Origin of the sequence: Actinosynnema sp. CS-041913 (assembly GCF_050942485.1) — a bacterium.
In the GTDB taxonomy this organism is placed as follows: domain Bacteria; phylum Actinomycetota; class Actinomycetes; order Mycobacteriales; family Pseudonocardiaceae; genus Actinosynnema.
Genome location: NZ_CP192037.1, coordinates 5,501,737 through 5,524,381, shown reverse-complemented (window position 1 = coordinate 5,524,381; position 22,645 = coordinate 5,501,737). Strand labels below are relative to the sequence as shown.

Annotated in this window: 15 protein-coding genes; 5 read left to right on the top strand and 10 right to left on the bottom strand. The window is 72.1% G+C overall.

What is annotated here, in order from left to right; translation table 11 throughout:
- Positions 1-17: 17 nt before the first annotated feature.
- From ACQPZF_RS25050 to ACQPZF_RS25040, 3 genes are all read right to left on the bottom strand, one after another.
- Entirely contained in the window at positions 18-1,061 is a 1,044-nt protein-coding gene (locus ACQPZF_RS25050) for a cytochrome P450 (RefSeq protein ID WP_433260784.1), read from the bottom strand.
- A 74-nt stretch (positions 1,062-1,135) separates the two neighbouring features.
- Positions 1,136-1,213 (bottom strand): tryptorubin family RiPP precursor, encoded by a 78-nt coding sequence (locus ACQPZF_RS25045; RefSeq protein WP_433274678.1) that lies wholly within the window; start codon positions 1,211-1,213, stop codon positions 1,136-1,138.
- A 356-nt stretch (positions 1,214-1,569) separates the two neighbouring features.
- Positions 1,570-1,755: a hypothetical protein gene (locus tag ACQPZF_RS25040; RefSeq protein WP_433260782.1), complete on the bottom strand. Its 186-nt coding sequence runs from the start codon at positions 1,753-1,755 to the stop codon at positions 1,570-1,572.
- Between the two features lie 108 nt (positions 1,756-1,863).
- Here ACQPZF_RS25040 and ACQPZF_RS25035 point away from each other — a divergent pair, with 108 nt between their 5' ends.
- The 4 genes from ACQPZF_RS25035 (at position 1,864) to ACQPZF_RS25020 (ending at position 9,980) form a co-directional block, all read left to right on the top strand.
- Entirely contained in the window at positions 1,864-2,202 is a 339-nt protein-coding gene (locus tag ACQPZF_RS25035; RefSeq protein WP_433260780.1) for a hypothetical protein, read from the top strand.
- A 12-nt stretch (positions 2,203-2,214) separates the two neighbouring features.
- Positions 2,215-5,748, top strand: coding sequence for a CHAT domain-containing tetratricopeptide repeat protein (locus tag ACQPZF_RS25030; RefSeq protein WP_433260778.1), 3,534 nt, complete (start codon positions 2,215-2,217; stop codon positions 5,746-5,748).
- A gap of 99 nt (positions 5,749-5,847) precedes the next feature.
- Positions 5,848-7,623: a hypothetical protein gene (locus ACQPZF_RS25025; RefSeq protein WP_433260776.1), complete on the top strand. Its 1,776-nt coding sequence runs from the start codon at positions 5,848-5,850 to the stop codon at positions 7,621-7,623.
- A gap of 152 nt (positions 7,624-7,775) precedes the next feature.
- The gene (locus tag ACQPZF_RS25020; protein ID WP_433260774.1) at positions 7,776-9,980 is read left to right on the top strand and encodes an ATP-binding protein; all 2,205 of its coding nucleotides are present in this window, start codon (positions 7,776-7,778) and stop codon (positions 9,978-9,980) included.
- 56 nt (positions 9,981-10,036) lie between these two features.
- On the opposite strand, the gene ACQPZF_RS25015 is transcribed toward ACQPZF_RS25020, so the two are convergent.
- A complete protein-coding gene (locus ACQPZF_RS25015) occupies positions 10,037-13,288 on the bottom strand; it encodes a BTAD domain-containing putative transcriptional regulator (protein WP_433260772.1) in 3,252 nt (1,083 codons plus the stop codon).
- 147 nt (positions 13,289-13,435) lie between these two features.
- Positions 13,436-14,860 (bottom strand): WGR domain-containing protein, encoded by a 1,425-nt coding sequence (locus ACQPZF_RS25010; RefSeq protein WP_433260770.1) that lies wholly within the window; start codon positions 14,858-14,860, stop codon positions 13,436-13,438.
- Between the two features lie 255 nt (positions 14,861-15,115).
- On the opposite strand from ACQPZF_RS25010, the gene ACQPZF_RS25005 reads away from it, so the two are divergent.
- Positions 15,116-16,873, top strand: a complete 1,758-nt coding sequence (locus ACQPZF_RS25005) for a Xaa-Pro dipeptidyl-peptidase (RefSeq protein ID WP_433260768.1) — start codon at positions 15,116-15,118, stop codon at positions 16,871-16,873.
- A gap of 67 nt (positions 16,874-16,940) precedes the next feature.
- Here ACQPZF_RS25005 and ACQPZF_RS25000 read toward each other — a convergent pair whose 3' ends face one another.
- From ACQPZF_RS25000 to ACQPZF_RS24980, 5 genes are all read right to left on the bottom strand, one after another.
- Entirely contained in the window at positions 16,941-17,537 is a 597-nt protein-coding gene (locus tag ACQPZF_RS25000) for a GNAT family N-acetyltransferase (protein ID WP_433274676.1), read from the bottom strand.
- A gap of 352 nt (positions 17,538-17,889) precedes the next feature.
- Complete coding sequence (locus ACQPZF_RS24995) at positions 17,890-19,677, bottom strand: BTAD domain-containing putative transcriptional regulator (RefSeq protein WP_433260766.1); 1,788 nt, start codon at positions 19,675-19,677, stop codon at positions 17,890-17,892.
- 141 nt (positions 19,678-19,818) lie between these two features.
- Positions 19,819-20,829, bottom strand: coding sequence for a LacI family DNA-binding transcriptional regulator (locus tag ACQPZF_RS24990; protein WP_433260764.1), 1,011 nt, complete (start codon positions 20,827-20,829; stop codon positions 19,819-19,821).
- A 102-nt stretch (positions 20,830-20,931) separates the two neighbouring features.
- On the bottom strand, positions 20,932-21,750 hold the full coding sequence (locus ACQPZF_RS24985; RefSeq protein ID WP_433260763.1) for a carbohydrate ABC transporter permease: 819 nt from the start codon (positions 21,748-21,750) through the stop codon (positions 20,932-20,934).
- Position 21,751: 1 nt separating this feature from the next.
- Positions 21,752-22,639, bottom strand: coding sequence for a carbohydrate ABC transporter permease (locus ACQPZF_RS24980; RefSeq protein ID WP_433260761.1), 888 nt, complete (start codon positions 22,637-22,639; stop codon positions 21,752-21,754).
- Positions 22,640-22,645: the final 6 nt, after the last annotated feature.

The following is a 22,645-nucleotide window of genomic DNA, read 5'->3' as shown; positions in this document are numbered from 1 at the left end:
CCTCCGCTCGGCTGGGGTCAGCGAACCACCCGGACGCTGGAAACCTCCAGCAGACCGTCGAGTGCCACCCGACCGGTCGTCTGGTCCGGGTCCACCGCCAGGCCGTCGCGGCGCACGACGTCGAGCAGGTGCTCGGCCAGCGGGAGAACCATGTGGCGACCCCAGCAGCGTTCGTTGACGTGGCCGAACGGCAGGTAGCCGGGGGTGTGGTCGGGGTCCAGGTCGTGCCACCGCTCGGGCGCGAACTCGTCGGGGTCGTCCCACAGGGCCGGGTCGCGGTGGCTGAGCAGCGGTAGGAGGAGCAGGTCGTCGTCCGCCCGGATCGTGGCGTCCACGCGGCTGAACTCCGGGGACGCCACGCGCAGGATGTTCCACGACGGCGGCAGCAGGCGCAGTGCCTCGTCCAGGATGTGGCGGTTCGGTGTGGTGTCGTCGAACGGGGCCCCGAGCCAGAGGGCGCTGGTGACGAGTGCGGCCACGGTGAAGCAGACCGGGGCCGCGACCCGGCGGTACAGGTACAGGGCGAAGCGCCGCTCGGTGAAGTCGTCCGCCTCCGCCACGAGTGCCGCCAGGTAGGACAGCGCCGCGCCGGGGCCGGGCCTGCCCAGCGCGGCGGCCCCGGCGGCGACCGCCGCCCAGGTGAGCTTCGGCGTCAGTTCGAGCCTGCGGTCCACCAGGACGCGGAACCGCAGGCGCTCCCGGCCGAAGACGAGGTCACGCAGGTAGTTGTGGGCGGCGAGCGGCCACCGGCCGGTGAGCCGGGCGGCGGCGTCCGCGGCCGGCGGCTTCTTGAGGGCGGCACGGACGTCGGCGGCCACCGCCTGCATGAGGGCGGCGGACTCCGCACGGGTGACGCGGCGACCCAACACGGGTTTGAACGTCGGCCGCTCCTCGGCGTTGGCCGGCCTTGCCCGGAGGACCGCGTCCATCAGGTCCGGCCCGGCGACGCCGACGGTGTCCGGTTCGAGGCGGAACAGCGAGTGGCCGCGGTGCGTCCGCAGGAGTTCGTCGATGCGCGGCGCGAAAACGGTCTCCCGCGCCTTTCGACCGGTGGTGGTCATCCCGTGCTCCTTCCGGACCGGCCCGCGCCCGCCGGAATGTGACGGGCACGGGCCGGCGACTCGGCAGCGACCGGTCAGAGCCAGCCGTACCAGGCGTAGGCCTTCAGGCTCTTCCGCGGCATGAACTGCTTGATCGCGTGAACAAGGCGCATCGCGACTCCCTCCGGATCTGTTCGACTTCGCATCGGACGGTCTCCAGTGGTATGCCGATCGGGTTGCAGCGTCAAGCGACGTGGTCCGATGGGGCAATCTTTTCCACTTCGGGCAATGGTCATTAAACTGTTGACCCCGGTTTTCGGGTCGACCTGGAAAAGTCCGAAGTCCGAACAGAGCGAAAGGGGGACGGCCCGTGCGGAACAAAACCCGCATCTCCGGTGTGGGTCGCGGCATTGGTCATCACCGGCCTCATGACCGCAGGGGCAACCAGCGATCTACGGTGCGGGCCACAGCCTTGCGGTGTGCGACCAGCCGGGCGGGCTCCGCCTGGCTGGTGCGGCTGTCGCACCCGTCAGAACGCGTAGCGGACGCGCAGGTACGGAGCGTGGCGCGTGATCAGGCCCAGCAGTTCGCGCCAGTCGTCCAGCCGGCCGTCGTGCACCACCACCGGGCTGAGGTTGACGTGCACCTCGTACCCCGCGGCGTGGAAGTCGTCCGAGGGCGGCGAGGCGGTCGGCGCGACGTGCTGTCGTCGCACACCGGCTCCGGGGTCCTATCCTTGTGACGGTCGTAACGTCGGCTCTCTGGCTGTCGATGAGCACGCAGAGACAGCGCTGTGAAGTTGATCGTGCTTGGGGGAGCGTCGGTGGAGCTGATGGTGGCCGTGTCGGCCGAGTTCGGTGTGCGGAGCGAGCAGTTGGCGCACGCCTGGAACGTGGGGGAGGACGGCCCGCGGGTGGCCGTGGCCCGCCCGGTCACGCCCGCTGACCACTACAACGCGTCCGAGTTGCTCGGCCAGGCGGTGATCGTGCTCGGCTCGCTGGCGGGCGGCGTGACCGCCAACGCGATCTACGACCTCCTGCGACGTCTGCTCAAGCGCAACGCCCGGGGGCGGGAGCTGTACTTCCAGAAGACCGAGAAGCCGGACGGCACGTCGATCATCGAGGTGCGCCTGTCCGACGACGGCCCGACAGACCGACCCTGAGACGCCTCGGCCTTGTCCGAGCTGACGATCACTTCCCGAGGCCGCGACGAGGTGCTGCTGACCGCGCCCACGGGTGCGGCGACCGTTCCGTTCCGCAATCCGTGCACCCCCGAACTGGCGGAAACCCTGCGCTGGTTGCTGGAGGACTGCCCGCGGCTGGCGATCGGGCCCGACCACCGCCGCCGCACCGCAGCACTGTCCACTGTGGACGACATCGGTGCGGCTCTCTTCCAGGTGTTGTCGGCGTCGCCCGAGAGCGCCGCGCTGGTCAGGCCGGTGGTGGAGGCTCCCGGTGACCACGCCGTCCGCATCGTGTCGGACGACGCGAGCTTTCTGGGGTTGCCGTGGGAGTTGCTGCATCGACCCGGTGCCGCGGACAAGTCCTTGGCGTCGGCCCGCGAACTCGTCCGTCGCCGCGTGACGCCGCGGCGGAGCCGGCCCTCCGCCGAGCGGTCTCCGGCCACCAGGCCGCTGCGGGTGCTGCTCGTCTCGCCGCGACCCTTCGGGGCCATGGACGTCCGGCCGCGCACGGTGCGCGGCCCCCTGCTGCGGGCCGCTGAGCTGACCGGTGGGGCGGTGGCGGTCGACCTGCTCCGCCCGGCCACGGTCGAGCAGTTGCGCACGGTGCTGGCGGACCGGGACGGATACGACATCCTGCACTTCGACGGCCACGGTTACGCCGAAGCCGCGGCGGGCGGCGTCGACTGCGGTCTGGTGTTCGAGGACGAGGAGGACCGGGGCCGGCGGGTTTCGGCGGCCGAGTTCGCCGACCTCGTCCCGACCGACCGGATCCCGTTGATCGTGCTCAATGCCTGCCGCTCGGCCTACCACCACGTTCCCGCCGCGGACAGCCCGGTGGTGGGCGAGGCGAACTCGGTGGCCTCCGCGCTCCTGGACCGGGGCGCACGGGCCGTGCTGGCGATGACCCACACGGTCGAGGCGGGTGTGGTCGCCACGTTCATGACCGCGTTCTACGACGCGCTCACCCACGGCCGCGCCCTTGCTGCGGCCGTGGCGGACGGACGGCGTGCGCTCCTGCCGGAGGCCACCGGCGAAGACCGGTCCGCCCGTCCCTTCCACATCATCCCGGTGCTCTACGAACAACAGCCGGTGGACCTGCGGGTCCAGGTCGGCACACCGGGCGGGCACACGGCCGGACCGGACGCCCCGGAAGCCGCCTCGGTGCAGTCGCTGATGTACCAGGACGGAGAACTGGCCGACATCGACCGGCAACTGCACCGTGGCAATCCCGTCGTCGTGCACGCTCCCGTCGCGAGCGGCAAGAGCGTGCTGCTGCGCGCCTACGCCCGGTATGCCTTGCTGAGCAACGGGTTCGAGCACGTCGAGTTCATCACCGGCGAGCAGTTGGCGGCCGACGAAGGCTTGTTGCCGCGCCGCATCCGGGACAACGCACGACGCTTCGCAGGTCGGCCGGTGTTGCACGTGTGGGACGGTGTCGACGGGCATGTCGACCTGTGCGCGGAAGCCGTCCGTGCGCTGCCCGCGGAGCACCGCGTGCTGATGAGCGCTCGGCACGACTCGTTCACCCTGCCACATCACAGCCACGCCACCGGCGACCTGCCGGACGACCTGGTGGCGCACGCCCTCGTCGACCCGATGAAGGAGTCGATGGCGGGCGACTCGGTGCTGCCGCTCAACGAGCCCGAGTTCAAGTGGCTGATCCGCTGCACGGGGTGGCATGGCGGAACCCTGGCGGCGGTGCTCCGCGCGTGGGGGAGCGTTCCGCTGTCCCGCATCCCGTGGCGTCTCGACCTCGGCTACCCGGAAGGCGACGGCGACCCGTTCCTGGACGCCGCCGTCCGACGGCGCCTGGCGGAGCTGCCACCACCGATGCTGTCGGCGCTGTCCTACCTCGGGCTCTTCGGCTACCTGATCGTCCCGACCGTCCTGTCGGTCTTCACCGACCGAGGGTTGGTGAACGACCGCTTCCACGCGGTGACCGGGACGCACATCTCGTCGGACGACTGGCGGGAACTGCTGGACCAGGCCCACCGGGCAGGGGTGCTCCGCCCGACCGCGCACGGCGTCGGAAGGGAGTACCACATGTCGCCGGTGGTCGGTTACGCGCTGCGCGGAGAACTGGCCGGGCGCTTCTCCCCGGAGCAGTTGCGGGCGCTGCAACGCGGCGCCAACGCCAGTGTCGTCGGCGTGATCAAGAACATGTTCCCCGGTCAGCCGAAGGGGGTCGGGTACGCCGGACGCCAGGCGCGCGAGCTGATGTCCGCCTACATGGACTCCAACGTCTGGATAGCCATGCTGCGCGCCATCGAGGCCGCCGACTACGGCCTCGCCGGAGAACTCGCGGCGGCTTACCACGACGACGAGCCCTTGGGCTCGCTGGCCTGGTGGCGCTCCATCGAGGTGGTGACCCACGTCTTCGGGCTCTGCTTCGACCGGTTGAAGTCCGATCCCGATGCCAGGGGACTGCGACTCAGCCTGCACGAGATGATCGGACAGGCCGCGATGGCCCGCTCCGACTGGGAGCAGGCGACCCTGCACGTCGAGCACATCCTGGCCGACCGCGACCATCCCCTGGTGCGCCCGAACGTGCTGTCGATGTTGTTGTGGCGCAACCGGATCGCGTTGGAGATGGGGCATCCGAACACGGTCCGGGCGACGCTCGCCGAAGCCGTGCGGCACGCCTCGGCCGAGGCGGACGGAGGCGGTCTCGACCGGTGCCGGGCGATGGTGCGGAGGGCGGTCCGGGATTTCGAACTGCCGCCCCTCTCGGCCGCCGAACTGGCGCGTGAAGTCGGGCTGGCGGACATGGCCGACGAACTGCGCGCCGCCGAGACCGAGGACACGGCCGCCCGCCCGGTCGAGACGCTGCTGAGCGAGCTGCGCGAGGCGATGCTGGACAGCCGACTGTCGACCGCGGCCGAACTCCAACGCACGCTGGGCGTGACCGCCCGCGAACGCCGGGACTTCGCCGCCGCGCGTCATTGGCTGACGTCGGCGATCGAGCTGGAGTTGGGGACGCCCGGCGTCGGCAACGCGGCGCGTACCGCGCTGCACCTCGCCATCCTCGAAGAGGAGACGAACAACCTCGACGATGCGGCCTCGTGGTGTCACTTCGTGCTCGACCTGCCCTCCGCGAACGGCCTGCGGAAGGCCAACGCGCACTACGAACTCGGCATCGTGGAACTCAAGCGGGGCAGGGACGACGATGCCTTGCGGGAACTCGCCGCCGCGCGGAGCTTCTACTCCGAACACGGCATGGCGTTGTACGTGGCCGATGCCGACTCGCTGATCGCACAGGCGTTGCGCCGGAAGGGCGACGTCGCCGGAGCGATCGAGCTGGGTGAAGCGGTGGTCCGCACGATGATGGGGTTCAACTCCGACGAGCGCACCGCCGTCGCGCTGATGTCCCTGGCGGAGTCCCTGGTGGAGAGCGGTGACGCCCAAGGGGCGCAGGAGCAGTTCGCGCGCTTCCTGCTGTCCTCCGACCAGCTTACCCCTCAACTGATCACGAAGCTCACGGCCCGCTTCGAGGAGTTGTTGTCGGAGCCGGCTGAACCGAACTGACTGCGCGAAAGGGCAACCGCACTGCCCCGCCCGTGCCCCTGCGCTCGCTGACCGGCGTGGCCCGCCGTCCCTAGCCTGGGCTTCAGGAGGAGGGCCGGAATGCACTCGCACACGGATCACGCCCGTGAACGGGAGACACCCGGTCCCACGGCCCCGCGGCCAGTGGAGCACGTGCGCCGGCCGCCCACGGTGGGGTTGACCCCCAGCAGGGTGCTCGAACTGCAACGCACCATCGGCAACCGCGCCACCAGCCTTCTCGTCCAGCGCGCGTCCGGTGACACAACCGGTGACACAACCGGCGACACGTCCGGGCACGCGGACACCGGCAGCCCCGAGGAACGGCTCAGCAGGTCCCTGGTCGGCTCACCCGGTCCGATGGCGCGGGTGCGCGGCGCGGTGGGTGTGTCGCTGGAGCGTGCCGCGCTGGAGGAAAGACTCACCAAGGGACCGCTGTTCAGCGCCGCGGAACTGGACCTGATCAAGCGCTGCGACCCCGCTTGGCTGCGACGCGTCGGGATCGGCGGGTACGCGGAAGCGGAGAGGTACTACCGGAACACGGCCAAGCCGGTGCCGGCGGCGAGCAAGCCGGAAAAGCCCGAGCAGGCCAAGCCCGAGCAGGCCAAGCCCGAGCAGGCGAAGCCCGAGCAGGCGAAAGGCAAGGAGAAGGCGAAAAGGGGCGAGCCGAAGCAGTACGAGAACTGGCTGAGACAGCCCCCGGGTACCCGGCTGCTGATCGCGACGATCGCGTGGAACCAGCACGGCTCGGCCCCGTACGGATCACCGGAGCACCGCACACCCGCGTTCACGCTCGGCCGCGCACTGCGGCTGCGCGACACCAAGGGGCTGTCGGACGCGGAGGTCGCGACGATCACCCACCAGCGCGACCGGCAGATCCGCGACACGTTCGTGAACACCCTCGTCCCGCCGGTGCTGCCCGGCTACGTCCCACCGGCGCTGTCCGGCGACGACGACGCAAGCGCCGCGGAGGAAGCCCAGACGGCCGTGCGGGGCAACAACATCCTCACCAAGGTCTTCCTCATCCTCCAGAACGGCCTGAAGACCTACCGGGGCGACCAGCACGTCGACTTCCGGGAAGGCGACGTGGCCAGGGCGTTGGCGCACGGCGGCCGGGTCAACATACGGATCCCGCAACTCGCCGACGCGGGGGACGCGTTCGCCATGACCGACTGGCTGGGCCTGACCCACGAGGGGAAGGACGTCGACCCGACCGAGATCCGCGGCTACGGCACCCACCGGGTGAGCGTCGGCGCGAACCGGCCCGAGGGCGCGCCGGGTCGTTTCGAGGAGCGGGGCGGAAAGCGGACCGGGGCGCGGAACGGGGCTCTGCACTGGGCGAAGACGAAACTCGACCTCCCCGTCGAGACGGCCCGGGTCTACGGCGTCAACCTGGCTGCCGGCGGCTGGGGCACCCTCGACTACCACAACGACGTCGTCCGGCCGAACGGCACCTACGGCCACATGTTCATCCGCTTCCAGCCCCCGGAGCGAAACCGCGACGGCGCGTTGATGGTCGGCATCGAGACCACGGCACCCGGCGGCTGGAGCCCGGTCGGCTACCGGCACACCATCCTCTCCAGCGAGGCCACCGCCAACCCGGAGTCCAGCTTCCACGGCCACAAGCAGGACAAGATCGGCCAGGGCGGGATGTCGACGAACCAGCGCTACGTCGATCTCAACGAGGTCGACAGCGGGACCGGCGGCTGGCAGGGCTTCCTCCGCGACCTGGAGGACCACTGGACGCGGTTGCGCGCGCAGGCGCAGGACGACGACCAGGTCCGGGCGCTCTACCAGGACCTGGTCGGGCCCCGTTCCGATCGGTTCCGGCCGCCCTCGGGCGGTGGCCCACAGGGGTGAGGCGCGGCCCTGCCGTGCACGAAGTCCTCGACCGCGCAGGTGAGTCGCGGGCTCGGACGGTCGGGTGAATTCCGCCGTGGCCGGCCGTGGTGCGCCCGCCGGGTGGAACGCTGGGATCACCAGTCCGTGCACGCGGCCGGGAGGTGTCCGAGGTGGTGACGCCCGAGTCCGGGCGGCCGGACGAGCCCGAGCCCGAGGACCGGGAGGGCCTGCGCAACACGCTGTCGGGCCCCGCGGGCGGGGTGGTGCAGGCCGGCGCCGTGCACGGCGACGTGCACCTCCACGCACCGCCGCCGCGCGCGTCGGTGGTGCCGCGTCAACTGCCCGCCGCGCGGGAGTTGTTCACCGGACGGGTCACCGAACTGGCCGTGCTCGACCGCACCTTGAGCACCACCTCCCCGGACGGGCACGCCGGCGCGTCCGCGGTGGCGGGGAGGACGGTGGTGATCTCGGCGATCGGCGGGGCCGGCGGGATCGGCAAGACCTGGCTCGCGCTGGGGTGGGCGAACCGGCACGTCGACCGGTTCCCCGACGGGCAGTTGTTCGTCGACCTGTGCGGTTTCAGCCCCGCCGGCGAGCCGATGGCGCCGGGACACGCGGTGCGCGGGTTCCTCACCGCCCTGGGCATGGCCCCCGACGGCCTGCCCGCCGAGGTGGACGCGCAGGCGGCGTTGTACCGCAGCCTGATCGCGGACAAGCGGATGCTGATCGTGCTGGACAACGCCGCGACCGTCGAGCAGGTGGCCCCGCTGCTGCCGGGCGGGCGGTCGTGCACCGTGCTGGTGACCAGCCGCAACCGGCTGCCGGGTCTGGTCGCCCGGCACGGCGCCCGGCCGCTGTCGCTGGACGTGCTCACCGACGCCGAGGCCCGCGCGCTGCTGGTGGCGTGGCTGGGTGCGCCGCGGGTGGCGGCCGACCAGGGGGCCGTGACCGAGCTGGTCGGGCTGTGCGGCGGGTTCCCGCTGGCGCTGGGTGTCATCGCCGCCCGCGCCCGCACCCGGCCGCGGGTGCCGCTGAGCGACATCGCCGCCGAACTGCGCGAGTCCGGCCTGGACGCCCTGGACAGCGACGACCCGACCGCCAGCCTGCCCGCGGTGCTGTCCTGGTCCCTGCACCACCTGACCACCGGACAGCGGCAGGTCTTCGCGCTGCTCGGGATCGCTCCGGGCCCGGACATCGGCCTGCCCGCCGCCGCCTCCCTCACCGGCCTGCCTCCGGCGCAGGCACGCAACGCGCTGCGCACGCTGGAGGACGCCTCCCTGATCGACCGGCGCCCGCACGGCCGCTACGCCATGCACGACCTGATCCGCGCTTACGCCGCCACCGCCCACCACGACCTGGACGGGACTGTGCGGCGGGCGGCGTTGGAGCGGGTGGTCGACTTCTACCTGCACACCGCCCACACCGCCGGCCGCCTCCTCACCTCCCAATCCCAGCCGCTGCGGCTCGACCCGCCCGCACCGGGCGTTCGACCCCTCCCGCTGCCCGACCTCGCTGCCGCGTTGGCCTGGCTGGACACCGAACACCTCCACCTGCTCGCCGCGCAGCACACCGCGGCCACCCACCACCGCCACCACACGGTGCTGCACCTGGCCTGGGCAGTGACCACCTTCCACACCCGGCGGGGGCACCGCCACGACGACCTGGCCGTGTGGCAGGCCGCGCTGGACGCCGCCGGGCACCTGCCCGACCCGGCTCCCCGCATGCTCGCCCACCGGCTCCTCGGCCGCGCCCTCTCCCGGCTGAGGCGGCACGACCAGGCCGCCGGACACCTGCGCGAAGCCCTCGCCCTGGCCGAGCAGCACCACGACCTCACCGAGCAGGCGCACATCCACCGCGCCCTGGCACGGGCGCGGGGACGGCGGGGGGAAGACCAGCAGGCGCTGGAGCACGCCCGCCGCGCCCTGGGCCTCTACCGCACGCTCGAACAGCCGATGTGGGAAGCCGTCGCGCTCAGCACGGTGAGCTGGTACGCGGCCCGCCTCGGCGACTACGACACCGCCCGCGAACACTGCCGGGTCGCCCTCACCCTGCACCGCCGCCACGACAACCCCGACGGGGAGGCGGCCACCCTGGACAGCCTCGGCCTCATCGACCACCACACCGGCCACCACCACGAGGCCATCCACCACTACCGGCAGGCCCTCGCCCTGTTCCGCACCCTCGGCTACACCACCGATGCCGCCAACATCCTCGACCGCCTCGGCCACCCCCTCGCCGTCCTCGACCAGCGCGACCGGGCGCGCGAGGCGTGGCAGGAAGCCCTTGAGCTGTACCGGGAACAGGGCCGCGACACCGATGCCCAACGCGTCCAGCGGCAACTCGACGACCTCGACACCGAGCCGGACACGCGCTGACCGGCAGGGTGATCCGCGGTGCACGCCCCGGGGCCGCACCACGGTAGACCTGACGATCAGGAGCGGGGTTCGTAGCGGTAGGCGGCACCGGCCCGGGGCTTGCCGTCGAGAGTCCGGCGCACGCGGTGGGCCAGTGGCTCGGCGCCCAGTTCGTCCAGGATGCCGAGTGCGGTGCGCCGGTCGTCGGGGTCGGGGCTGTCGGCGAGCGCGGCAGCGTGCTCGTAGGCGCGACCGGCTTTCCGCCAGGTGGCGGCTGCCTCGCGCCAGTCGCCGCCGGCCCAGCGCGCGTAGAGGCGGGGGTCGTCGTCGGGCGGGACCGGCCGGCCGGCTTTGGTCAGCCAGTAGCCCAGCTCCGCCCGCAGCGACGCCGCGCCGACGCGGCTCGCTTCGGCGTGGACCTGGTCGAGCACCGCCGCCACGGCCGCCAGGTCGTCGCGCAGCCAGGCCGCTTCGGCGCGGGCGACGGCGACGGGTCCGATGTTGTCCAGCACCCGGGTCCGCTGCGCCAGGTCCCACGCGTCGGCGAGCAGGTCTTCACCGCCGGGCAGGCCCCGGCGGACCCGCACTCGGCCGAGCACGGTCAGCGCCGGGCATTTCGTGGGCGCCTTGACCGGCGGCGACGCGGTGATCACCAGTTCCGCGTCCGCGACCGCCTGGTCCCAGCGGCCGGCGGCGAACGCCACGACCGATCGGATCGCGTGCATGTGGTGGTAGAACCGCACGTGTTCCGCACCCTCGGCCAGTTCGATCGCCGCGGTGACGTAGTCGGCGGCCTCGTCGAGGCGGTGGCCGTCGACCAGCATCCCGACGATGTTGCAGGTGGCCCGGCAGATGTCGCCGACCGAGCCGATCGACCGCGCCACGCTCAGGCTCTCCTCCAACGTGGCTCGGGCTTCCGGCAGGCCGCATTGCCACTGCGCGCCGCCGATGCTCGCCAGCACGTGGGACACGACGGCGGAGTCGCCCACCGCGCGGGCGAGCGCCAGGGCGCGCTCGCCGACCTCGATGCTTTCCCTGTTGCGCCAAGCGAATGAGCGCAGCGCGCTGCGATGGCTGAGCGCGTGGGCGAGCAGTCGGTCGTCGCCGGCGGCCTCCAGCACCTCGATGGACTCGTCGGAGCCGCGTTCCATCAGCTCCGGCTCGCCGGCCATCCAGTACACCCGCGACAGTTGCAGCAGCTCGGCCCCGAGCTTGCGGCGATCGCCGAGCGTGCGGCGCAGGTCGACGGCGGCCCGCCGGGCGGTGACGGCGTCGGGTATGTCGCCGATCGTGGCGCACGCGGCGGCGTAGGCGCTGAACAGGTCGGCCAGCTCGGCGGGGTCGAAGTTCTCCTCGTACGCCAGCACGAGCCGCAAGTGGGCGGCGGCCTCCCGGTGTGAGCCGGCCCGGGTGGCGTCCCGCGCCGCCCGGGGACCGTAGCGGACGACCGCGTCCCGGTCGCCGGCCTCGGCCGCGTGGTGCATGATCCGGGACGGGTCGGAGTCCTCCCGCTCGACCAGGGCGGCGAGGACGCGCCGGTTCAGCTCCACCCGTCGTGCCACCGCGAGCGAGTCCACGACGGCACGGCGGATCAGCGTGTGCCGGAACGCCGTCCGGGTCGGGGTCACCGTCAGCAGACCGCGCTGCTCGGCGGCGGCCACCGAGGCGATGCCCCCGGGCAGCACCGCGTCGAGCAACCGTCTGTCCACAGTGGAGGGTATGACGGCGAGCTGGTCCAGCGCCTCCCTGGTGCCCGGGTCCAGGCCGTGCACCCTGGCGAGCACCGCGTCGACGATCGTCGGCGGGACGCGGACGGTCTCGCCGGACGCGAGGATCTCGGTGACGAAGAACGGGTTGCCGCCGGTCACCGAGTGCACCTGACGCGGGTCGAGCGGGCTCGGGGCGGTCAGCTCCCGCACCGCCGCCTCGGACAGCCGGGCCGGCGCGAGCCGCCGCACCCGTGGCGCGCGGGCCACCTGCCCGAGCACCCGCTGCAACGGGTGGCCGGGGCCCAGGTCGTCGCGGTACGTCAGCACGAGCACGGCCGGCAGGTCGGCCACCAGGCGCACCAGGACGGACAGCGCGTCCAGGGTCGCGTCGTCGGCCCAGTGCACGTCCTCGACGGCGAGGACGGTCGGCCGGCCCCTCGACAGCTCCGCGTGCACCGCGTCGAGCACCCGGTCCCGATCGCCGCCGTCCCGCAGCACGCCGGCCCGCTCCGCGTCGACCGAACCGGCCAGCTCGCGGAACGGCCCGAGCGTCCGCGGCGTGGCCAGGTCGTCGCAGTAGCCGACGAGCAGGCGACCGGCCGGTGGCAGCAGCCCGCCGATCGCCTGGACGAGGCTGGACTTGCCGATACCCGCCTCGCCGGACACCAGCACCACCGACCCGCTCCCGGCCGCGGCCTCCCGCGCCGCGCCGGCCAACCCGGCGATCTCCCGCTCGCGTTCCAGCACGCCGCGCTTCACGCCCACCCGGCCCGACACCGCGGTCGGCGAGGTCGGCGCGATCGGTACCGCGGTCGGCGGCGTGGGCGGCGACACAGGTGGCATCGCGAGTGGTGGTGCGGTGGGCAGTGCGGTCGGTGGCGTGGTTGGTGTGAGGGTGACGTCCTGGCGCAGCATGGCCGCTTCGAGGTCGCGCAGCGCCGCGCTCGGATCGATCCCCAACTCGTCGCCGAGCGCGTGCCTCAACCGTTGGTAGGCGGCGAGCGCTTCGGCCTGACGCCCCGAGCGGTACAGCGCGAGCATCAGCCGACCGTGCAGGTGTTCGTCGAACCTGTGGCGCAGGCTCAACCGCTCCAGCTCCGGTACCAGTTGCCGGTGCTCGCCGAGGGCCAGCCGCGCCTCGATCAGGGCTGCCGACGCGTCCTGCCTGATCGAGGCCAGGCGCTCGGCCTGGGTGTCCAGCCAGGGCAGTCCGGCGACGTCCAGCAGCGCCTGGTCACGCCACAGGGCCAGGGCCGCCCGCAGGTGGGTCGCGCTCGCGGCCGGATCGGTCGACTGCCTGCCCAGCCGGATGAGCCGCTCGGCGACCATCAGGTCGGTGGCGTCCGCGCCGATGTCGAGGACGTACCCGGGCGGTCGCGCCTGGATGGACGTCCGGTCGCCCAGCACCCCACGCAGGTGCGACAGGTGCCGTTGCAGCGTGTTCGGCGCCGTCGCGGGCGGCCGACCGGCCCAGACCGCCTCGATCAGCCGGTCGGTGCTCACGATCTTCTCCGCGTGCAGGGCGAGAACCGCGAGCAACGCCTTGCGCCGCAGTCCGCGCACAGCTCGCGGCGTGCCGTTCACCAGCACGTCGACCGGCCCCAGTACCCGTACCTGCATCGGCCCCCCTGACCTGCGCGAGCCCGCGACCCACACCGGGTGTGACGTCAGCCCCCACTCCTACTGTCGTTCTCCGGACCGATGGCGTTCCCCCTCATCTGTGCCGTGTCGATCGAGTACGGAGGACTGTGGCCCAGGCGCCGGTGTTCAGCGGAGGCGCTTGATCTCGCCGCGGGTGCGGTAGAACGATCCGCCGGCCGACGTGAGCACTTCGGCGACCAGGTACCGGGCGCCGGGCACGCGGATGTTCTTGGGGAACTGCACGCCCCACGTGCGGTCGTACCCGTCCGAGACGACGTGCACCCTCATCCGCCCGCCTTGCTGCACGCACTCGACGACGACGCCCTCGCCCGGAGCGACGTGCGAGACGACCTCGACCTCGGCGGTCGCCTCGACGCGGTCGATGCTGCCGGCCTTGATGTCACGGCGCGGCGGGAGCTGCCCCTGCTCGGCCGCGTGCACGGCGGCCGGGCCGGCGTCGAGGCAGGCGAGCGAACCGTCCGTGGTCACCAGGTAGAGCCGCTCGTCGCGGTACTGCATGGAGAACGCCGAGCCGCACCCGGTCGCGAGCTTCCACAGCCGCGTTCCGTCGGCGGCGAAGCAGTACACCGAGGACTGGTTGTCGCCCGCGAAGACGAACTCGCCGTCGGGCGACGTCGCGCAGGAGAACACGGGCGCGTCGCAGCGGTAGACGCCCGTCTCGCGCCCGTCCGACTTGGCGAACCGGTGCACCCGGCCCCGGCTGGTGCCCGCGAACACCTCGGCGTGCTCCTGCCAGCCGAACAGCACCTCTCCGACGGTGTCGGCGTGCCAGGCCCGGTGACCGCGGCCGGTGTAGTGGGTGACGCCCCGGGAGTGGCCGTGGAAGACGCCCTCCGCCGAGCAGCGGACCATCCAGGCGCTGTCGCCGGTGGCCGGGCACGACCACTGGAACTCGTCCTCGTGGTCCACCACGGTCACCCGGCCCTGCCGGTCGGACACGCCGAGCACGCCGTCGTGGATGTCGAGCCAGTAGATGTCGACGTCGTCGGCGATCTCGTAGGCCACCCGGGGCACCTTGGCGCCGAGGTCGTACACCTGGCCGTCGTCGCACCCCGCGTAGATCCAGAAGTCGTCGGCCACGATGCACTTGACGGCGTCGGGCAGCCCGAACCGACCGGTGACCCGGCCGTCGTGGGTGAGGGTGTAGACGTCACCGTTCTCGTTGCCGACCCAGGCGTGGTCCTCGCCGATGAAGATCCCGAACGCCGGGGCCCCGGAGGCGAACCGCCACAGCACCGGCGCCTGGTGCGCGGACGAGCGGGTGCTGACGATCTGCCGCCGGCTCACCGCCCGGCGTTGGCGCATCCCCCTGACGGCGGGGGCGTAGCCCTTGCGCACCTTCTCGCCGATCTTCTTCTCGGCCGCCTTGAGCGCCTTGGCGTGGTCGGCGAAGGTCGCGCTCCTGACCTGGCCCTGTTCCCCGATGCGCCCGTAGGTGATGGTGACCTCGGTGCCGTCGACCCGCACCTCGTAGAACTTGTGCGCCCCACCGCCCGCCTCGGACAGTTCCAGGTACGTCGTGCCAGACATGCGTTCGCTCCCTATTTCACGTGAACTGAGCGCACGCTATCGAGTGACACGACAATTCCGCAGCCGTGCCCGCCGACCGGGGAGGTTGGGGCAGAGGATGGCAGCGGTGGTCGGCTGACCGCACCCCCGACGTCATCCGGAAGTGTCGTGCACTGTTGCCGCGTCGCGGCCCTGCGCCACACTGGTCGGCGTCGCCGCCGTCCAGCTCCACTCGCGTGCGTGTCCGCCCGCGAGTCCCTGCGAAGGAGACCTGCGATGGCACCACCCCTCGGCGCTCCGACGACCCGTGCGCCCCGTCGTCCGATGACCTCCATGTTCGGGCTCGGTGTGGTCGTCCTGCTGACCGCCACGGGCGCGCCGGACGCGTTCGCCGCACCGCCTCCGGCCGCGGCCGTCGTGGAGCAGCGCGTCTACGTCGAGTCGACGGTCGACAGCGACCATGACGGCCGCCCCGACCGCATCGCGCTCGACATCGCCCGCCCGTCCGGGACGGGCCGCTACCCGGTGGTGTTCGAGCACAGCCCCTACCGGACGGGCACCGGCACGGTCCCCATGCACCCGGTGGACGTCGCCCGGTTGCCGCAGGAAGGGCTGTTCGGGACCACGCGACGGCCGGACGGCGCCGTCCGCACGGCGTCGCCGAACCTGGCGGGCTGGCTCGACGACTACTTCGTGCCGCGCGGCTACGCCGTCGTCCTGGGGCACAGCATCGGCACCGGCGCGTCCGAGGGCTGCCCCACCAGCGGTGACCAGCAGGAGGCGTTGGCGGGCAAGGCGGTCGTGGACTGGCTCAACGGCCGGGCCCGCGGTGTCGACAGCGCGGGCCGCGAGGTCACCGCGTCGTGGAGCGACGGCAACGTCGGCATGACCGGCATCTCCTACAACGGCACCCTGCCCACCATGGTCGCCACCACCGGCGTCCAGGGTCTGAAGACCATCGTGCCGATCGCGGCCCTGTCGAACTGGTACGACTACTACCGCGCCAACGGCCTGGTCGTCGCACCGGGCGGGTACCAGGGCGAGGACGCCGACGTGCTGGCCAAGGCCGTCGTCACCCGCACCGGGTGCGCGGACGAGATCGCCGCGCTCACCCAGCGCCAGGACCGCGTCACCGGCGACTACACCGCCTTCTGGGACGAGCGCAACTACACCAGGCAGGCGGGCCGCGTGACGGCGAGCGTCTTCGTCATCCACGGCCACGCGGACTGGAACGTCAAGGGGACGCAGTACTCGCAGTGGTGGGAAGCGTTGCGCCGCAACAACATCCCGCGCAAGATCTGGCTGCACCGCGGTGGCCACGGCGCACCGGCCCGCTCGGACTACCAGGCCACGCTGCTGCGCTGGTTCGACTACTGGCTCAAGGGAACCGACAACGGGATCATGCGCGAGCCGACCGCCGAGGTCGAGCACAACGACGGCTGGCGCAAGCTCGCCGACTGGCCCGACCCCGCCGCCAAGCCCACGACGCTGCACCTCACGGCGACGTCCGCCACCGCGCCCGGACGGCTCGCGCCGTCGGCCGCACCCGGTGTGGCGCAGGCGTTCGACGACCAGGGCCGGACGCGGACCGCGGCGCAACTCGCCGCCCGCCCCGACACCGCCGACCCGAACCGGCTGGTCTACCGCTCGGACCCGCTCACCACGGCGTCCCGCCTGTCCGGCAACACGACCGTGTCCCTGCGGGTGGCGGTGGAGAACCGGGACGACGCCAACGTGACCGCGCTGCTGGTGGACTACGGCCCGGTCGGCAGCACCGCCGCGCCCGTGATCGTGACGCGGGGCTGGATCGACCCGCAGAACCGCGACTCGATCAGCGGCGGGGCGAAGGTGGTGCGCGGACAGGAGTACGACCTGCGGTTCCCCATGGAGCCCAAGGACTACGTGTTCGCGGCGGGCCGTCGGATCGGCCTGGTCGTCGTCTCCACGGATCACGACTACACACTGCGGCCGTCGGCCGGCACCAGGCTGCGCCTGGCTCCCGGCAGTTCCGTGACGGTGCCGCTGGCCACCTGAGCAAGTCGTCGCCGAGCACCGGTTCCCGGGGCCGTTCCGAGAGGGGACCGGTCACGGCCGATCGGCGTCAGCGCAGGCGTTCGGTGCGCCAGTGCCGTCCTCGCCGCCGCGTTCGCCAGTGCCGTCCCCGCCAGGGGCCGACCGGACCGCGTGCCGCGGCGTAGTCCGGGTGGTGCGCGGCGAATTCGTCGGCGGTGATGCCCATCAGCACGGGATACCGGACCTCGCCGCGCACCAGCTCGGTGTCCCGCGGGCGGCCCTCCTCGCGGAAGCCGAGTTCCCCGTGCAACGACAGCGAGGCGAAGTTGCCGCCGTAGATGCTGACCTCGCACCTGTGGTAGTCGTGCTGCCGGAACATGAAGGCGAGCAGGACGGTGACGGCGTCGCCGGCGTAGCCGCAGCGCCGGTGCTGCGGCCCGATCCCGATGCCGTAGCTGAACCGGCTGCCGGCCGGGTCGACCAGCACCCACATCGACCCGACCAGCAGTCGGCCGTGCAGCGTCTCGATCGCGAGGTGGCGGTCGTCGCCGGGGTCGACGGCGGTCGCCCGGTGCGCCGCCCAGTGCCGGTATCCGCCGACTTGCGGGTCACGGCCGCCGGCCGAGTCCCGGTCGAACCGCTTCAGGGTGCGGTGGTCGGCGGGGCCGATCTCGCGTAACCGCACCTTCCGCCCGACCCGGCTCACTCCGTCGGCCCACAACGGGGCACGGCTGCCGGCCAGGTCCGGGCGGAGCGTATTCATGATCATCGGCAGCGATGGTACCGGGTTCAGAACCGGGATGGGAGAGCACGGATCGCCTCGGCGTCGCCCAGGCGGCGGTGGATGCCGGCCGACTCCCGGGCCGCGCGAACGGCTTCATCGGAAAAGCCCAGTTCGCCCGCTCGGTCGGCGAGGCGTCGCGACGCGAGCGCGAAGTGCCCGGCACGTTCCGCCGAGTCGTGAGCGGTCGGGCGGTGGCACCGGACGGCTTCGCGGGCCGCCTCCAGACCGCTTCGGATCCGCCGGCGAGCCGGTTTCACACCATGCTTCCGACGCGTTCGCGGACCTGTGCCCGGCCGACGGTCGACTCACCGAATTCGGCCCGCAGTTGGCCGGCGAGGACGCGCACGGTCCTCGGCAGCCGGAACCGGCGTCGGCCGTCGAGGTCGTGTGGCTGCACCAGGCAGCGGTCGACCAGCGCGGCGAGCGCCGGCGCCACGGCGACCGGGGCGAGCGGTTCGAACCCGCACGTGGCTTCGGCGGTCGCCAGGTCCACGCCGTCCGGCAGGTCGGCGAGGCGGGCCAGCAGTCGGCGCTCGGTGTCCGGCAGGGACCGGAAGGGCCAGCCGATCGCGGCGGCGAGGGTGTGATGACGGTGCTTCTCGCCTGATCCGGTGCGGAACAGCAGGTCCAGGCCGTGGCGCAGCCGCCGCGTGAGATCCGGCAAGGGGAAGGTGCGCAGTCGCGTGGCGGCCAGTTCCAGGGCCAGCGGGAGGTCGTCGAGCAGGTGGCAGATCTCGGCGATGTGCTCGTGGTCGGCGGCGGACAGGGTCCGCGGGTGGAGATCCTGGCCGGCGCGCCGGCAGAACAGCGCGATCGCCGGCTGCCGGCGCAGCGGCGGGAGCCGCCAGAGGTTCTCGCCGGCCAGGCCGAGGGGTTGCCGCGAGGTGGCCAGCACGGTCAGGTCCCGGCACCGTGCGGCCAGCCTGCCCAGGAACGCGGCGGTGCGCGGGGACACGTGCTCGCAGTTGTCCGCCACCACGAGGCACCTGCGGTCGTCCAGTGCCCGCTCGACGGCGGAGAGCGGGTCCTCCGGCGGTTCGGGCGTGATGTGGAGCAGGCACGCGAGTGCGCCGATCGCCTCCTGCGCCTCGGTCAGCACCGCCATGTCCAGCACGGCGACGCCGTCCGGGAAACGTGCCTGCAGTGTTCGGGCCACGTGGATCGCGAGGGTGCTCTTGCCGCACCCGCCCAACCCGACGATGGTGACCAACCGGTGCGCGGCGAGTTGGCGGGTCAGTTCGGCCCGTTCGGCATCGCGGCCGATGAGCTGGTCGGTCCGACCCGGCCGGCCGCTCGGGATCGGCGGGGCGACGTCGGTGTCGCCCAGCAGGCGCTCGTGGACGGCGCGCAACACCGGGCCGGGCTCGGTGCCGAGTTCGTCGCGCAAGCGGCTGCGCATCCGCGCGTAGCAGGCGAGGGCTTCCGCTTGGCGGCCTTCGCCGTCGAGCGCCCGCATCAGCAACGCGGCGAGCGGCTCGTTCAGCGGGTGCGCGGCGAGCATCGCGGGCGCAGCGGTCACGACGGCGGCGGAGTCGCCGACGTTCAGCGCGGCGTCGGCCCAGGCGAGGCAGGCTTCGGTGTGCGTGTCCTCCAGGCCCGCGCGGACGCGCTCGGCCCAGCACCCGTTCACCCCCGCCAGCGGCGTTCCGCGCCACAGGCCCAGCGCCTCCCGCAAGAGGCGTTCCCGCCGCGTCGGATCACCGGCGGTCGCGCGTGCCGCCGAGACCAGTCGGCGGAACCGGTGCACGTCGACCGCGTCCGGGTCGACGTCCAGCAGGTAGCCGCCGCCCGGCGTCCGCTCGATGGTGGCGTCGCAGGCCGTCAGCGCCTGGCGCAGCCGGGTCACGTAGCTGTAGACCGACTGCCGGGCGTGCCTGGGGGAGTTGCCGTCCCACAGGTGGTCGATCAACGTCGCTATCGGGATCGGCTGCCCGGCGTTCCACAGCAGCACCGCGAGCAGGCATTGCTGCTTCGTCGCGCCCAGATTGATCCGCCGGCCCGCGGTCCGCAGTTCTACGGGTCCGAGTAATCGCAAATCCATGTCGCTCCCCCCAACCACGGTGAAGCCTTTTCGCGTTTATCCCCGTCTTCGTCACTTCCCGCCTCCCCAGAGTTGTACAACGTTGCAACCAACGTTGTAAACCCCATCGGGCAAAGAGTTGTCGAACGGTGCGCGGCGGGCTCAGCCGCCGAGAGTGCTCTCGCGGCGAATGAGCCGGTACCCCGGATTCACGCTCCGCGGCGTGGAATCGCGATCACCGCTGACGCGGCTGATCAACAGGTCGACGGCCGTCCTGGCGATCTCCGCCTTGTCCGGCGAGACGGTGGTGAGGGTGGGCGTGCTGTATTGGCTTTCCTCGATGTCGTCGAATCCCACGACCGCGACGTCTCCGGGAACGGACAGCCCGCGGCTGAGCAGGGTGCGCAGCGCTCCCAGGCCGAGCAGGTCGTTGAAGCAGAACACCGCGTCGGGCGGCGGCGCCAGGTCGAGCAGCCGTTGCATGGCCAGCGCCCCGTCGTGCCGGTGGAACTGCTCGACCGGCATGACGAGGTCCGGGTCGCACGCGATCCCGGCGCGGTGCAGCGCCTGCCGGTATCCCCGCAGCCGCAGCCTGGCGGTGGCGCCGGGCGCGGTGTCCTGGGCTCCGATGGCGGCGATCCGCCGTCGGCCGAGGGAGACCAGGTGCGCGACCGCCTCCTCGGCCGCCGCGACGTTGTCGACCACGACGCGATCCGCGGCGCCGTCGGTGATCTGTTCGCCCAGCAGGATCATCGGCACCCGGTCCGCGCGTGGTTCGAGGTCCTCCTTGGTCAGGGCGAGCGGGCTCAGGATCAGGCCGTCGATCAGGTGGCCGGGCACCCCTTCGGTGATCTCCAGCTCCCGGTCCCGGGCGCCGTCGGTCTGCTCGATGAGGACCTTGAGGGAACGCTCGTCCGCCGCGTTCACCACGTAGCCGGCGAGTTCGGCGAAGTAGGGCGCCCGCAGTTCGGGCAGGGCCAGGGCGATCACCCCGGAACGGCCCTGCCGCAGGTGGCGGGCCGCGGTGTTGGGCCGGTAGTTCAACGCCGTGATGGCCTGCTGGACCTTCGCTCTGGTGGCGGCCGACACGTGCACGTATCCGTTGACCACATTGGACACGGTCTTGATCGAGACGCCCGCGTACCGCGCGACATCCTTCAGGCTCGACGCCACTACCGCCTCCTGTCCCGCGTTCGGTGCTGAGGATCGTACGTGCGGTTTACAACGATGTACAAGCCGCTCAGTGGCGCACCCGCGGTGGGCCGTGCGGAGCCGTCACCGCATCCCGGTGGTGGCGATGCCCTCCACGAACCGGCGCTGGACGAGCACGAAGGCGAGCACGACCGGGACGAGGGTCAGCACCGCCCCGGCCATCAGGAGCCCGTACTGGACCACGTGTTTGCCCATGAACAGGGCCAGGCCCGCCGGCAGCGTGTGCATCGACCGGTCGGTGGTGAAGACCAACGGCCACAGCAGGTCGTTCCAGTTGTACATGAAGTGGAACAGACCCAGCGTGAGCACGGCGGGCGCGGAGACCGGGACCATGATCCGGGCGTAGATCCGCAGGTGCGACGCGCCGTCGATCCGCGCGGCGTCGTCGAGGTCGCGGGGGATGGTGAGGAAGAACTGGCGCAGGAAGAAGATCCCGAACGCGCTGCCGGCCCTGGGCAGGATCAGCCCGTGGTAGGTGTTGATCCAGTCCAGGTCGCTCATCAGCTCGTAGAGCGGGACGAGCGTGACCTGCGGCGGGATCATCAGCAGCGCCAGCACCAGCCCGAACACCAGGCGTTTGCCGGGGAAGTCCAGCCTGGCCAGGGCGTAGGCCGCCATCGAGTCGAACAGCAGCGACAGCACGGTGACGCCGCCCGCGAAGACCAGGGTGTTGAGGAACTGCCTGGCCAGCGGGAGCTGCCGCCAGATCTCGCGGTAGTGCTCGAAGGTGATGTCCTCGGGCAGCACGCGGGGAGGGAACCGCGCGATCTGGGCCTCCGGCGTGAGCGAGGCCAGCACGGTCCACCCCAGCGGCAGCAGGACGAGCGCCGCGACGACGACGAGCCCGGCGTAGACGACCGGCCCCGCCGGTGCCTCCCGCATGTCAGTACCTGACCACCCGGCGGCTGAAGTACAGGTTCTGGGCCAGCGAGAGCGCGAACACCAGGAGCAGCACGATCCATCCCAACGTGGCGGCGTAGCCGAATTCGAGATCCTCGAATCCCTTCCGGTACAACAGGTAGACCAGCGTCTCGGTGGACGAGAACGGCCCACCGCCGGTCATGACGAACACGTGGTCGAAGGCCTGCACGGCGGTGACGACCGCCAGGATCGACACGAACGCGGTGGTGTTGCCCAGCAGCGGCCACGTGATGTGCCGGAAGCGCTGCCACGCGTTCGCGCCGTCCAGGTGGACGGACTCGTAGAAGGTCCGCGGGATCGTGCTCAGACCGGCCAGGTACATGACGGCGTAGAACCCGACGTTGCGCCACACGTGCACCACGGCGAGGTAGACCAGACCGAGGTCGGGGTCGCGGATCCCGTTCCCGGCGGGGATACCCAGCCGGTGCAGCCAGTAGGGGACCAGCCCGATCTCGGGGTCGAGCAGGAAGCGCCAGGAGATGGCCATCACGCCCAGCGAGACCACCGCCGGCACGAAGACGGCGGACCGGAAGAACGAGCGCCCGGCGAGCTTCCTGTCGAGCAGCAACGCCAGACCGAGGGCGCACGCGACCGTCACCGGCGTGGCCAGGGCGACGTACACGGCGGTGTTCCCGAGCGCGTTGCGGAAGTCGTCGCTGTGCAGGACGGCGAGGTAGTTGTCCGCACCCACCCACTCGCCGCCGCCGGGCCGGACGTCGCGGACCGAGCTGCCGGCGGCCATGACCAGCGGCCACACGGTGAAGAGGCCGATCACGACGAGGGAAGGCGCGAGGAACGCATAGGCGGTCAGGGCCCGGAGGGCCGGTCCGCGACGTCTCGGTCTGGTCATGTCGGT

What these genes read in the sequence shown, in the direction of transcription:
- ACQPZF_RS25010 (WP_433260770.1), bottom strand. Translation starts at nt 14,860, where the DNA reads ATGTCTGGCACGACGTACCTGGAACTGTCCGAGGCGGGCGGTGGGGCG.
- ACQPZF_RS24995 (WP_433260766.1), bottom strand. Translation starts at nt 19,677, where the DNA reads ATGGATTTGCGATTACTCGGACCCGTAGAACTGCGGACCGCGGGCCGG.
- ACQPZF_RS25005 (WP_433260768.1), top strand. Translation starts at nt 15,116, where the DNA reads ATGGCACCACCCCTCGGCGCTCCGACGACCCGTGCGCCCCGTCGTCCG.
- ACQPZF_RS25045 (WP_433274678.1), bottom strand. Translation starts at nt 1,213, where the DNA reads ATGCGCCTTGTTCACGCGATCAAGCAGTTCATGCCGCGGAAGAGCCTG.
- ACQPZF_RS24980 (WP_433260761.1), bottom strand. Translation starts at nt 22,639, where the DNA reads ATGACCAGACCGAGACGTCGCGGACCGGCCCTCCGGGCCCTGACCGCC.
- ACQPZF_RS25050 (WP_433260784.1), bottom strand. Translation starts at nt 1,061, where the DNA reads ATGACCACCACCGGTCGAAAGGCGCGGGAGACCGTTTTCGCGCCGCGC.
- ACQPZF_RS25025 (WP_433260776.1), top strand. Translation starts at nt 5,848, where the DNA reads ATGCACTCGCACACGGATCACGCCCGTGAACGGGAGACACCCGGTCCC.
- ACQPZF_RS25015 (WP_433260772.1), bottom strand. Translation starts at nt 13,288, where the DNA reads ATGCAGGTACGGGTACTGGGGCCGGTCGACGTGCTGGTGAACGGCACG.
- ACQPZF_RS24985 (WP_433260763.1), bottom strand. Translation starts at nt 21,750, where the DNA reads ATGCGGGAGGCACCGGCGGGGCCGGTCGTCTACGCCGGGCTCGTCGTC.